Annotated in this window: 10 protein-coding genes; 7 read left to right on the forward strand and 3 right to left on the reverse strand. The window is 62.7% G+C overall.

Annotated elements, in window-relative coordinates:
• Nucleotides 1–37: 37 nt before the first annotated feature.
• Complete coding sequence (locus tag INT40_RS14880) at nt 38–1,489, reverse strand: helix-turn-helix transcriptional regulator (RefSeq protein ID WP_101573335.1); 1,452 nt, start codon at nt 1,487–1,489, stop codon at nt 38–40.
• A gap of 177 nt (nt 1,490–1,666) precedes the next feature.
• Here INT40_RS14880 and aceA point away from each other — a divergent pair, with 177 nt between their 5' ends.
• Complete coding sequence (aceA, locus tag INT40_RS14885; protein WP_101573168.1) at nt 1,667–2,977, forward strand: isocitrate lyase; 1,311 nt, start codon at nt 1,667–1,669, stop codon at nt 2,975–2,977.
• Between the two features lie 284 nt (nt 2,978–3,261).
• Nucleotides 3,262–4,866, forward strand: coding sequence for a malate synthase A (aceB, locus tag INT40_RS14890; protein WP_193071350.1), 1,605 nt, complete (start codon nt 3,262–3,264; stop codon nt 4,864–4,866).
• 94 nt (nt 4,867–4,960) lie between these two features.
• On the opposite strand, the gene INT40_RS14895 is transcribed toward aceB, so the two are convergent.
• The gene (locus tag INT40_RS14895; RefSeq protein ID WP_193071351.1) at nt 4,961–5,557 is read right to left on the reverse strand and encodes a DUF664 domain-containing protein; all 597 of its coding nucleotides are present in this window, start codon (nt 5,555–5,557) and stop codon (nt 4,961–4,963) included.
• Between the two features lie 86 nt (nt 5,558–5,643).
• Here INT40_RS14895 and INT40_RS14900 point away from each other — a divergent pair, with 86 nt between their 5' ends.
• A complete protein-coding gene (locus INT40_RS14900; RefSeq protein WP_226831404.1) occupies nt 5,644–6,624 on the forward strand; it encodes a helix-turn-helix transcriptional regulator in 981 nt (326 codons plus the stop codon).
• Between the two features lie 85 nt (nt 6,625–6,709).
• A complete protein-coding gene (locus INT40_RS14905) occupies nt 6,710–7,099 on the forward strand; it encodes a universal stress protein (RefSeq protein WP_101573175.1) in 390 nt (129 codons plus the stop codon).
• A 50-nt stretch (nt 7,100–7,149) separates the two neighbouring features.
• On the opposite strand, the gene INT40_RS14910 is transcribed toward INT40_RS14905, so the two are convergent.
• Nucleotides 7,150–10,095: an FAD-binding and (Fe-S)-binding domain-containing protein gene (locus INT40_RS14910; RefSeq protein WP_193071397.1), complete on the reverse strand. Its 2,946-nt coding sequence runs from the start codon at nt 10,093–10,095 to the stop codon at nt 7,150–7,152.
• A gap of 414 nt (nt 10,096–10,509) precedes the next feature.
• Here INT40_RS14910 and INT40_RS14915 point away from each other — a divergent pair, with 414 nt between their 5' ends.
• The 3 genes from INT40_RS14915 to INT40_RS14925 all read left to right on the forward strand — a co-directional run bounded on the left by INT40_RS14915 (nt 10,510) and on the right by INT40_RS14925 (nt 12,530).
• On the forward strand, nt 10,510–10,665 hold the full coding sequence (locus tag INT40_RS14915; protein WP_193071352.1) for a hypothetical protein: 156 nt from the start codon (nt 10,510–10,512) through the stop codon (nt 10,663–10,665).
• Between the two features lie 442 nt (nt 10,666–11,107).
• The gene (locus INT40_RS14920) at nt 11,108–12,127 is read left to right on the forward strand and encodes an inositol monophosphatase family protein (protein ID WP_193071353.1); all 1,020 of its coding nucleotides are present in this window, start codon (nt 11,108–11,110) and stop codon (nt 12,125–12,127) included.
• A 187-nt stretch (nt 12,128–12,314) separates the two neighbouring features.
• A complete protein-coding gene (locus INT40_RS14925) occupies nt 12,315–12,530 on the forward strand; it encodes a hypothetical protein (RefSeq protein ID WP_193071354.1) in 216 nt (71 codons plus the stop codon).
• Nucleotides 12,531–12,579 lie beyond the last annotated feature (49 nt).

The following is a 12,579-nucleotide window of genomic DNA, read 5'->3' on the forward strand; positions in this document are numbered from 1 at the left end:
CACGAAAAGCTGATGTGAACGGCGGAGGTGAGCGCTCCTAACCCGAGTGGCGTTCGAGGAACTCGTAGACCTCGGTGTCATCGACTCCGGGGACGGCGCCGGGCGGAACGGCCGCAAGCAGGGATGCGTGCATCTGCGCCGAAGGCAGGGCCTGGTTCTCCCACTTCTCGGCGAGATCCTCGGGTGCCTGACGGCAGCAGGCGGGGTCCGGGCATGCTGACTTGGAACGGATCTGCGATTCGCGTCCCTCGAACCACTTCACGTGGGCGAAGGGGACTCCGACACTGATGGCGAAGTCACCGCCGGGCAGTACGCGTGCGGTGCACCAGAATGAGCCCTCCGGCGTGTCCGTGTACTGGTAGTAGGGGCTGAACCTGTCCGCGACACGGAACACCGTGCGAGAGGTGAAGCGTTTGCACGCGAACTGTCCCTCGATGGCGCCAAGTGGATCCGTGGGATAGGGCAGCCCGTCGTTGGAGTAGGCCTTGTGGATCGTTCCCGAGCGGTGAACCTTCATGAAGTGCACGGGCAGACCCAGATGTTCGGTGGCCAGATTCGTGAACCGGTGGGCGGCCATCTCGTAGCTGACGCCGAACATATCGCGCAGATGCTCGACCGATATCTCACGCCTCTTCTTCTCCTCCACGAGCATCGGCACGGCAGAGCTCTGCGGCAGCAGCACCGCCGCAGCCAGATAGTTCGCCTCGACTCGTTGCTGGAGGAACTCGCTGAAATCCTTCGGAGAGTCGTGGCCGAGTACGTGTGCGGCCAGGCTCGTGAGCAGATGGGAGCGCGGATCTGCGGCGGCATCGGAGTTGGGCAGATAGAGGCGGTTGTTGGCCGTGTCCGAGATCGACCGGGTTGATGTGGGCAAATCGGAAACGTAGTGAAGGCTGAATCCCAGCTTCTCCGCGATCGTCGCCGTCTGCCGTTGGGAGACCGTGCCCGATTCATAGCCGGCCAGGCGCAGGAGCTCGGCCGCCTGGGCCTCGAGGTCGGCGAAGTAGTTGTTCTTCTCACGCATGCGCTCGCGCAGCTCCCGGTTGGCCCGACGAGCCTCCTCCGGAGTCGCGGCTCGACGTTCGAGGACCTGGCCGAGCTGTCTCTGCAGACCCACGATCGCTTCGAGGGCGTCGTGGGGCAGTGATTTGATCCGCACCTGTGGCAGACCCAAAGAGGAGTACATGGGCGATGCCTGGTTGCGTTCGGCTTCGAGTTCGAGAGCCTGCCTGCCGTCGACTGGCGTGGGGTCGATGAGCTCGGCGACTTCGGTGTGCAGGGCCTTCGCGATCGCGCTCAACAGCGTGACAGAAGTTTCTCGCTTGCCGTTCTCGATCGTTGAGATCTGGGAGGCTGCGCGCCCCACCTTCTCGCCCAGCTCGGTGAGGGTCAGCCCTTGCTGTTTGCGAAAAAACCTGATTCTTCTACCGATGCTGAGGGTGTCGGCTTCCTGGTCGGTGTCCTTCAGATCGATCTCGTTGCTTGTCATGGCGGCTCCCGTCGACATCGTGTCCTGGTTCACATGCAGTGAGAACAAGTATGACAGAACGGGGAAATTTCTAAAAACGGAAAACTGTCGATTATTCATTCAAGAAACCTCTATCGACCCCCTTGCGCCCACGGCAGACTGGTCTCACCAACCCCGAACGAGTAGGAGTGAGAAACAATGACTGACAACACCACGCAGAGCAGCTTGCACGATGCTGAGGCCATCCGCCGCGACTGGGCAACCAATGCCCGCTGGTCGGGAGTCGCTCGTGACTACGAGCCCGAGGATGTCGTCAAACTGCGCGGTTCGCTGATCGAAGAGCACACGCTGGCACGTCACGGTGCCGAGCGCCTGTGGAACCAGGTGGCCTCCACCGACATCAAGTCAGGTGACTACACCAACGCACTCGGTGCGCTGACCGGCAACCAGGCAGTTGAGCAGGTCAAGGCCGGCCTCAACGCCATCTACCTCTCCGGCTGGCAGGTCGCCGCCGACGCGAACGCCGCCGGACAGACTTACCCAGATCAGTCGATCTACCCGGCCAACTCGGTGCCGCAGGTCGTGCGTCGGATCAACAATGCGCTCATGCGTGCCGACCAGATCGAGAGCTCAGAAGGCAACAAGCAGGTTGACGACTGGTTCGCACCGATCGTGGCCGACGCAGAAGCAGGCTTCGGCGGTTCGATCAACGTCTACGAGCTCATGCGCTCGATGATCTCCGCCGGCGCAGCCGGTGTGCACTTCGAGGATCAGCTCGGTTCGGAGAAGAAGTGCGGCCACCTCGGCGGCAAGGTTCTCGTCCCGACCTCGCAGCACATCCGCACACTCAACGCGGCTCGCCTCGCGGCCGACGTCGAGAACGTGCCCAGCCTCGTCATCGCCCGTACAGATGCTGAAGCAGCCACGCTCATGACCTCGGACATCGACGAGCGCGATCAGAAGTTCGTCACCGGTGAGCGCACCTCTGAAGGCTTCTACAAGATCACGAACGGCATCGAAGCAGGCATCGCCCGCGGACTGTCCTTCGCTCCCTACGCGGACATGCTGTGGATGGAGACCTCCACACCGGATCTCGAAGCTGCCAAGCAGTTCGCCGATGCGATCCACGCCGAGTACCCGGACCAGATGCTGGCCTACAACTGCTCGCCGTCGTTCAACTGGCGCAAGCACCTCGACGATGCCACCATCGCGAAGTTCCAGCGCGAACTCGGAGCCATGGGCTACAAGTTCCAGTTCATCACCCTGGCCGGCTTCCACGCTCTGAACTACTCGATGTTCGATCTGGCTCACGGCTACGCCCGCAACCAGATGACTTCGTACGTCGATCTGCAGGAACGCGAGTTCGCTGCAGAGGACCGCGGCTACACCGCCACGAAGCACCAGCGCGAGGTGGGCACCGGTTACTTCGACCTGGTCTCGACCGCACTGAACCCGGAGTCCTCGACTACAGCTCTGGCCGGTTCGACCGAATCCGCTCAGTTCAGCTGAGCCTTCGGTGACCCGACCGGGTACTTGACGAGGGACACCGATTTCGTCGGTGGACCGGTCATCTAGAACTCGGCGCGGATCGACAGTGTTTTCACGGGGTTTGCACTGTTGATCCGCGCCGGCACACCGGTCATCACAGATCCAACCACAACCTCGGCGACACCAGCACCACCGAAGAACAGCACCACTGCACCAACGGCACCACAGACAGTAGAGCACCACCGCACCACAGCCACCGCAACGCACATCAGCAGCACACATTCCGACGGGTGAGGAGAAGCCCCATGTCTCACATCAAAATCAACGCCCCCATCGAACCAGGCTTCGACACAATCCTCTCGGAGTCCGCTCTCAACTTCATCGCAGCGCTCCACGATCGTTTCAGCGACCGTCTGGGCAAGCTGCTGGGAGTCCGCGGACGTCAGGCGCAGAGCATCCGGAACGGCACGTTCCCGAGGTTCACCCCAGACACCGCAGGAATCCGGGCCGACACCTCATGGAAGGTTGCCGGAGCGACCGGCGCACCCGGTCTCGAAGATCGACGCGTCGAGCTGACCGGCCCCGTCTCCGAACCTGAAGTCATTGCGGCGCTGAACTCTCGTGCGAAGGTCTGGCTCGCCGACCTCGAAGACGCAACAAGCCCGACCTGGGGCAACGTCATCGGCGGACAGCTCAACCTGTTCAACGCCATCCGCGGCAACCTGCCGGGCGTGAACAACCGCGAACAGCCGACGATCGGTCTGCGTCCCCGCGGCTGGCACCTGCCGGAGAAGCACCTGCTGCGCATCGACGACCAGGGCAGGGAATCAGAGACCTCGGGCGCCATGGTCGACTTCGGTCTCTACTTCTTCCATAACGCTCGCCGTCTCATCGACAACGGCTCGGGACCATACTTCTACCTGCCGAAGCTCGAATCCTTCCGCGAAGCACGTCTGTGGAATGAGATCTTCGTCTTCGCACAGGACTACATGGGCATCCCGCAGGGAACCATCCGCGCGACCGCTCACATCGAGACGATCACCGCCGTGTTCCAGATGGAAGAGATCCTGTGGGAGTTGCGCGACCACTGCGCCGGCCTCAACGCCGCAGGATGGGACTACCTGTTCTCGCTGGTGAAGAACTTCCGCAATTCCCCGAAGTGGGTGCTGCCGGACCGTGAGCACCTGACAATGGGACTGCCGCTCCTGCAGGCATTCGCCGACCGTCTCGTCTCCACCTGCCACCGCCGTGGAGCACACGCGATCGGGACCATGGGCAACCTCATGACCACACACTCGGACAAGGAATTCGTCGCTGCAGAGCTGGCGAAGATGCGCGAAGACAAGGCTCGCGAAGCCTCACGGGGCTTCGATGGCACCTGGGTGGCCGAACCGGGACTGGTGAATGATGCGCTGGAGGTCTTCGACGCTGCACTCGGTGACAAGCCGAACCAGCTCGACAACCGCCGGGCCGATGCCCACGCCTGCGCCGAGCACATGCTCGACGTATCGGGTCTGGACACCACAGTCACCGAGGAAGGTGTTCGCCTGAACATCCGCGTGGCCATCGGCTACATGAACGAATGGCTGGGCGGCAACGGAAACGTTGCACTCGAGAATCTGCTCGAAGACGCGTCGACCGCTGAGATCTCTCGGTCACAGATCTGGCAGTGGATCCGTCACTCGGTGACACTGGACAACGGGAAGCAGGTCACCCGCGACCTGGTGGAGCGCTACATGGGTGAGGAACTCGCCGTCATCGACCGCCACCCCGCTGACCACTACACCGAGGCTGTGGAGATCTTCCGCAAGAGCGCACTGGGCGAGGACTTCCCCGAATTCCTCACCATGCCTGCCTACACCGACCACCTGGTCGACAGGGTGTCGAAGGGCGCCGTATTCGCGGCCTGATCGCCATCCGCCGGCTGACATAGCCCGCTGCCCGAATCTGGGAACGCAACAGGTATCAGTTGCGTCTTCCAGACTCGGGCAGTTTTGTGTGGCCTCAGCTCCACCCCTCGGGTGGCCAAGGCTGACCGTCGGCCTGGGCGTTGAGCTGATAGGCGATCGCCCCATCGAGGGACTCGCGGATGATGTCGGCGTGTCCGGCATGGCGAGCGATCTCGGTGGTGAGATGGCATAGGATCCATCGGACATTCATGACGAAGTCCTTGGGCATCCACGGATTGCCGGGCATCGGTACGACGGTGCCGAGGTCGGTTCCGTTCTCGTCCACGGCCCGACGAGCCACGTCGATCTCGGCGACGGCCTTCTCAAAGATCGCCACCACGTCGACGATGTCGAGGTCGGGGAGCGCAGACCCATCGAACATTCCTTCGAGGCCGAGTCCGTCGTTGATTGTCGGATATTCCTCCTCATCGATATAGCGCTCAGGTGCCTTCACCTGCAGCAGCCAACCGTTGAGGACCTGTGCCGCATGAGCTATGAGGCCGGAGATGCTCAGCGCGCTCGCAGTCGGGGCGGTGCGGGCCTGCTCGTCAGTGAGGTCGCGTGCAGTGAGCTTGAGTTGGGTGCACTGCTGCTCGAGGAAGGCGAACAGGGCGTCGGCCTCGGTTGTCACTGAGGGGGCGAAGAATGGCATGGGATCTCCTGAATGTCAGTCGTTGATCCGGTCGTCCGGACCTGTGACACAAGCATCTGACCGATTGCGGACATATACTGTCCGCTATGACCGCTATGACCGCTATGACCGCTGATTTCCGTCTGCTGTCGTTGCTGGGGATGGTGGCTTCGGGACGGACCTACTCCGCGACTGAGCTGGCCGCACACTTCGGTGTCACCCCGCGATCCATTCGCCGTGACATCACGAGCCTGCGGCAGCTCGGATATGTCATCGAGTCAACCCCGGGCGCGGCCGGCGGATACCGCGCTCACTCGCGCACCGTCCTGCCCCCGCTGCAGCTCGAGGCCGGTGAAGCACTGGCCATAGCGCTCGGCTTGGCACTGCTCAACGGAGCCGGGTTGGGTACGTCGAACGCCGATTCGGCCACCGCGAAATTGCGCGAAATGCTGCCTGCTGTGATGCGCGAGATGATCGGGGACATCAGCACGGCGGTCTCTGTTCTGGCTGGTCACGAGCCTGGAGTCGACATGACATCGGTGATGACGACCGCCTCGGCGATCACGTCTCGAAGCGTCCTGACGTTCACCCACATGAAGCGGAAGCCAGCCGACAGCTCACGCGCGACGGCGATGGAGCGCCGGGTGGAGCCGGTGCAGCTGGTGGTTCTCGGCGCGCACTGGTATCTCTATGCCTGGGATCTCACCCGCAGCGACTGGCGCGTATTCCGCCTCGATCGGATGACTCAGGTTCACGAAACGACCTTCGCCTTCTCGCCCAGAGACCATCCCGACGCCGAGGCGGCCGTGAGTTCCGCCGTCACCACCGACGCGTACCGCCACACCGTGATCCTGGATGTCGATGCCACAGTGGCCGAGACCAAAGCGTGGTTCCCTACAAGGACGGCGACGATCACGAAGACCGACGACGGTGCCCGCATCGAGTTCGGTGTCGAGGACCTCGGATGGGCGGCCGTGATCACCGCGGCGACTCCCGTGGAATGTCGAGTGATCCAGCCCCCGGAACTGTTGGACGCACTGCGCGACCTTGGTGAGCGGGCGGGCAAAATGAGCGGGAGGCCCAAGTGAGCAGGGCCGGTCGTGAAGGCCCTGAGATGTCCTCACGATGACACGAGAATGAACTAATCGGGGCAGAGCCAATATACTTGTTGTTATGACGATTCTCATTGGCTATCTTCCTGCTCCTGAGGGTGAAGCGGCTCTGCGTGCGGGCTTCGCAGAGGCCAAACTTCGGTCGAGCAATGCTGTCGTGATCAACTCTCAACGACGCGGAGCCAGTGGAACCCCGACCGAGATCGACCAGGACGTCATCGACCGAATCGTCGCATTGGGCAAGGACTCGGACGTCGAGGTCGAGGTGCTCCAGCCCGATCACGAAGATGATCTGCCCGGAACCCTGAACGAGCTCGTCGAAGAACACGACGCTCAGCTCATCGTCATCGGACTGCGCAAACGCTCAGCCATCGGCAAATTCATTCTCGGCTCGCAGGCCCAGCGAATCCTGCTCGAAGCCGAAGTTCCGGTCCTCACCGCCAAAGCCTGAGCCCAGGCGGCGTGCGCCGGAGCCCAGGTAGCGTGTGCCTGAGCCCTCGCTCATCGAGTGGGTTCGAGACCCCAGCCCCAGGCGAGCAACTCCGGCAGCGACACACCCTGGGCGTTGCTGAGGTCAGCGATCTGGGTCCGACAGGAATAGCCATCGGCCAGCACGACTCGTGTTCGGTCACCATCACCGGCAGCCTCACCTGTCCCCGCTGGTCCTCCAGCCCCGACCGCGTTCGGTGTCCGCTTGTGCAGCGCTTCCTGTTTGCGCAGGGCTGGCAGCAGAGCCACCTCGGCCACGGCGACGGAGGTTTCGTAATGGCCTTCTTCGACGCCGAAGTTCCCTGCCAGACCGCAGCAGCCGCCCAGGAACTTCGCCGTGGCGCCGGTCCTGGCCAGCAGCTCCTTGTCGGCGGCGTTGCCGAAGATCGCCGATTGATGACAGTGCGGCTGCACGAGTGCTTCGACCTCGTCCAGCCGTGGCAGTTCGGCACCCACGCTGAGGAGGTACTGGGCAAAGGTCTGCACACGTGCGGCGACCCGGGCCGAGGCCTCATCGGCCAGAAGCTTCTGCGAATCATCCTTGAGGGTCGCCAGACATGAGGGTTCGACCCCGATGATGGGCACATCCCCGGTGGCATCGAGCGCGCTGATCGTCGCTCCCAGGTTCGCCTTCGCCGCATCGAGCTGACCGGTCGAGATCAGGGGCAGGCCACAGCACACGGTCTGGTCGATGACGCGCACCGTGACACCCGCGCGTTCGAGCACAGCAACGGCGGCGGCGAGGATGCGCGGTGCGAAATGATTCGACCACGAATCGGCGAACAGAATCACCTCACGTGTCTTCGCCCTGGCACCTGCCCCAGGTGCACCCGAATTCCTGGGCCCCACCTCGGCGGGGGTGGTGCCCGTGGTGGACCACCACTTCTTGAACGTCGTCGCCGCGAACTGCGGGATCGATCGGCGCACGTCGATCCCGGACAGCTTCTTGGCCACGGTCGTGAGTCCGGGCAGACCCGAGACTCGGTTGACCACGGGAGCCAATGGCGTGATGACCCGCGCCAACTGCGGCAGGAACCCGAGCGAATAATGCTTCATCGGCCGCAGTCTGCCCTTATAGGACTGGTAGAGGACCTCCGCTTTGTACGTGGACATGTCCGTGCCCGTCGGGCACTCGGTGCCACACGCCTTGCAGGACAGACAGAGGTCGAGCGCATCGGCGACTTCGGGGGACTGCCACGAGGAGTCGAGAAGGTCACCGGAGACCATCTCCTGCAGCACCCGGGCGCGACCGCGCGTGGAGTGCCGTTCATCGCGGGTGGCCTGGTAAGACGGGCACATGACTCCACCGGTATCGGCGGAGTCGGCGCGGCACTTGCCCACGCCGGTGCAGCGGTGCACGGCCGAGGCAAACCCTGCCGACTCTCCTTCGTAGGCCATCGCCAACTTGCCTGGCAGCTCTTCGCGCAGCGGCAGCCGGGTCAGGCGCAGTGATTCGCTGAGGGCATCCGGGTCGACGATGACTCCGGGGTTGAGCAGGTACTGCGGGTCGAAGAGCTCCTTGACCTCCTTGAACAGGTCGAGCACCGCCGGGGGATAGATGAGGCGCAGCAGCTCGGACCTGGCCCGACCGTCGCCATGCTCACCGGAGACGGATCCTCCGTAGCGCGCCACGAGCTTCGTCGCTGCGACCATGAATGTGCGCATCACCTCGGGCCCGTCGGGATCGTCGAGTGGAAAGTCCACGCGCATGTGCAGGCAGCCGTCGCCGAAGTGCCCGTAGGGAATGCCCCACAGGCCATGCTCGGTGAGCAGGTCCATCAGATCACGCAGATAGTCGCCGAGGTGCTCCACCGGAACCGCGGAATCCTCCCACCCGGCGTGGGCGTCACGACCATCGGGTGTGCGGGAGACCAAGCCGGCACCATCGGCGCGGATCGCCCACACCTCGGCGGCGGCCTGGGGGCCGAGAACCGCCGAGTCCAGGGCATTGGACTCCCTGATCAGGCGCTTCGTCTCATCGACCAGTTCGGCTTCGTCCTCGCCGGTGAGCTCGACGACGAGCCACCCACCACCCTCTGGCAGGTGGGGGACCGCCTCGGCGCCCTTGGTTTCGATGACCCGATCGAGCATGCGCGAGTCGAGGCCCTCGCAGGCTGCGACCGGGAAGTCCTTCAACAGGGGAGCGTCATGTGCGGCGGCAACCATGTTCTCAAATCCGAGCACCACCGCCGCGGTATGGGTGGGGTCCTTGACCAGACGCATCTTCGCAGCGAGGACGATGCCCCAGGTGCCCTCGGTCCCGGCGAAGGCCCGGCGCAGGTCGAAGTCGTTCTCCGGGAGCAGGGACTCCAGCCCGTACCCGGAGACCTGCCGTGAGAAGGTGCCCAGACTCGTCCGGATGGTGCCCAGCTGCCCGGCCACGAGTTCATGCAGACGCGGGAACTGCTCGGACGAGTCGGTGTCGTCGAGGGTGACGATGGTGCCGTCGACGAGCATGACGACCAGCGCCAGGATGTTGTCGCCGGTGCGCCCGTAGCCCAGAGCGCGTGGCCCGCAGGCGTTGTTGCCGATCATCCCGCCGATCGTGCAGCGCGTATGGGTTGAGGGATCCGGGCCGAAACGCAGCCCGTGCGGCCGCGCCTGCGTCTGCAGAGAAGCGTGGATGCATCCGGCCTGAACCCATGCGGACTGCGCATCGGGGTCGAGTGAGAGGACCTCATTCATATGGCGGGAGAAGTCGAGAATGATTCCCGTGCCGATCGCATTGCCGGCGATCGAGGTGCCGGCGCCGCGGCTGGTGATGGGTACTCCCAGACGACGCGAGATCGCCAGTGTGCGCGAGACGTCGGCCTCGTCATGCGGGAACACGATTGCCTGGGGCACCAGGCGGAATAGGGAGGCATCGGTGGTGTACGCGGCACGATCGGTGTCATCGACGCTGAAGTCGCGAACCCCCGCAGACCGGAGCTCGGTCAGGAGGACATCGGCGAGAGACATCTCTGTCTCCGCAGAGTTCCGAGGTGCACTGGAGCTGTGAGCCAATGTGGTCATGTCCGCATTCTGCCACTTCAGTAGTCGGTGAGGTACTCCTTCGACGGTGAGTGGGATGGCACCGTCTCTGGGCGGGATGGCCAGATCGCGCAGAGCAGGAAATTCAGCAAACGTTACACAACCGTTATGTAAACGACCGAAAATGCGCCTGAACTTCTATAATTCGGGAATAATTGGCCTATTGTCATATACGTGGTATTTAATGGAACTACACATCTAGCTGGCATCGAGCCACAGACATAAGTAAGGGAAGAAACCATGTCGCGCCGCGCCCGTGAATTAACAGTTGACCAGACAGCCTTAGTTGGTGCCGTTCGTAAGGTTTCTCGTCAGCGAGCCAAAGTCAATACAGATTACGTGATGGCGATTCTTCGTGCTCGTGAAGAAGGGGCCACCTTCGGGTCCATCGCCGAGGCGGCAGGCACCTCCTCGCAGGCGGTGCAGGAGATCGTGCGCAGGCATGGTCCGATCCAGCGCACTGAGACCGCGACATCCGTGCCAGCCCCCGCGAAATAGGGTTAGGAGGGCGCTGCTTGAGCGTCAGCTGACAGCCGGTGGGCCGAGGTGCTCGGTGGGCCTGCGCATCACAGTGACGTGATCAGCGCCCGAGGTGCGCCTTGGGTGCCCAATGGTGACCTGAGTCATTCGTTTCATTACTGATTGATAACAACAGTGCTTTATTGTGGAAATCCTGTGAAAAGCATGCATGTGGCATTAGACAGGCGATTTCCCAGGGTCGGTGAACGGCTCTTTCGACCCAGCGGTCATATGATCGAGAAGCCTGGTTCCGGAGTATCGATTTCGGTTGCCCGTGGTGAAGTTCAGTTGGTTGAACTCGAGGCTTCGAGTTCCCTTGAATTCTGAATCAAAGCGGCTTAGATGCAAGAAGTACACACTCGGGCCTGTATTGCAGTGTTGTTACAGGGGAAGCCCGTTCGGGGCCGACTAGAGTTGAACTATGAGCTCAGAGACCGACCTTCTGCCCAGTGCTGTCAACGATCTGCCATTGATCCGCATCGCCTCGGACCTCTCCGCGATGGCGTGGGAGCAGATGGTGGCCTGGCGCAGCTCCCTCGGTGCGCAGCTTGATGCTTCGGTGGTGGACACGAAGACTTCGCCCAACGACCTCGTGACTCTCGCAGATGCGCAGATCGAATCACTCGTCCGCGGGTACCTGGCGAAGGTCCGCCCTGCAGACACGATGGTCGGTGAGGAGGGTGCGCCGGCACTGGATCCCATCGACTTCTTCGATGCGCAGTTCGTGCGTGAGCTCAACTGCTTTGACGCCAGCCGCAATGATCTCCTCGACATGAGCGATGATGGTGCGCCGCTGGAGTGGCACGTCGACCCCATCGACGGCACCGTCAACTATGTGCGCAACATCGAGCACTATGCCTTCTCCGTCGGGGTCTGCGAGGCTGGCGAGTCGCACGGGCGCGGCCTGGGCGACGAGGGCTGGCTCATCGGTCTCGTTGCTTCGCCGGGCTTGAATGCCACTTGGGTGGGCGTGAAGGGCCGTGGTTCCTATCGCATTGAAGGTCGCCTGTCTGCGGTTGGGAGATCAATGTCGGGTAGCGATTCGACGGAGAGCGGTGATTCGACGAATGGTGGCGATTCGGCGTCTGGCATCCCTGCCCGGCGTCTGCGCGGGACGCCCGATGGACTCTCCGGCAGGCTGCTGGCCACGGGCTTTGCCTATACCTGCGACAACCGCGGCCCGCAGCTGGCCAAGCTGTTCACCCTGATGGAGGGTTACGACGATATCCGGCGCTGCGGATCGGCCGCCATCGATCTCTGCATGCTCGCCGAAGGCAAGGTCAACAGCTATGCGGAGCGCGGCCTCGGGATCTATGACTATGCCGGTGGCGGCGTCATTGCCGCGGAAGCCGGTGCTCATGTGTCGCGGGGTGGGTCCGGTGGCCCCACTGCGGCCGCGGCAACCGAGCAGGAAGCCAGGCGTCTTATCGACTCGATCTGATGCGGCCCATCTGTCGGTGACTCCACCCACCGGTGCTCCCTGTCTGACCAGGCCATAAACTACTTTTATTGTCAATGTGAGATGAATAACGATAGATTGCTGTCACGTATTGCGTGAAGCTTAGGCTAAGCTAATTCACAGTTCGTGTTCATCTGTCATCAATGACTTTTGCAGGAAGTAGATCACCATGGTTTCGTCTCGTCTCCGTTTCAGCGCCCTGGCCGGCGTGGTTGCACTCGCACTGGCCGGCTGCGGCCAAGCTGCCGCCGAAGACACCGGCGCCGACGCAGCTTCCGGCAGCACCATCGACATCGAGGACAACAACGGTGCGCAGACCGTGGCGAGCCCGCCTTCCTCTGTAGTTGCCACAGACAACCGCACCTTCGAAACTCTCGACACCTGACTTGCACAGGTGACCGGTGATTTCACGGTGTCGTGGAATGTTTGTGCTG

It is taken from the genome of Brevibacterium sp. FME17, assembly GCF_014897515.1.
Lineage (GTDB): Bacteria > Actinomycetota > Actinomycetes > Actinomycetales > Brevibacteriaceae > Brevibacterium.

Excerpts from the sequence above, each read along its gene's own strand:
- INT40_RS14915 (WP_193071352.1), top strand. The coding sequence starts at position 10,510 with ATGGCGATTCTTCGTGCTCGTGAAGAAGGGGCCACCTTCGGGTCCATC.
- aceA (WP_101573168.1), top strand. The coding sequence starts at position 1,667 with ATGACTGACAACACCACGCAGAGCAGCTTGCACGATGCTGAGGCCATC.
- INT40_RS14920 (WP_193071353.1), top strand. The coding sequence starts at position 11,108 with ATGAGCTCAGAGACCGACCTTCTGCCCAGTGCTGTCAACGATCTGCCA.
- INT40_RS14910 (WP_193071397.1), bottom strand. The coding sequence starts at position 10,095 with ATGTCTCTCGCCGATGTCCTCCTGACCGAGCTCCGGTCTGCGGGGGTT.
- INT40_RS14900 (WP_226831404.1), top strand. The coding sequence starts at position 5,644 with ATGACCGCTATGACCGCTATGACCGCTGATTTCCGTCTGCTGTCGTTG.
- INT40_RS14895 (WP_193071351.1), bottom strand. The coding sequence starts at position 5,557 with ATGCCATTCTTCGCCCCCTCAGTGACAACCGAGGCCGACGCCCTGTTC.
- INT40_RS14880 (WP_101573335.1), bottom strand. The coding sequence starts at position 1,489 with ATGACAAGCAACGAGATCGATCTGAAGGACACCGACCAGGAAGCCGAC.
- INT40_RS14905 (WP_101573175.1), top strand. The coding sequence starts at position 6,710 with ATGACGATTCTCATTGGCTATCTTCCTGCTCCTGAGGGTGAAGCGGCT.
- INT40_RS14925 (WP_193071354.1), top strand. The coding sequence starts at position 12,315 with ATGGTTTCGTCTCGTCTCCGTTTCAGCGCCCTGGCCGGCGTGGTTGCA.
- aceB (WP_193071350.1), top strand. The coding sequence starts at position 3,262 with ATGTCTCACATCAAAATCAACGCCCCCATCGAACCAGGCTTCGACACA.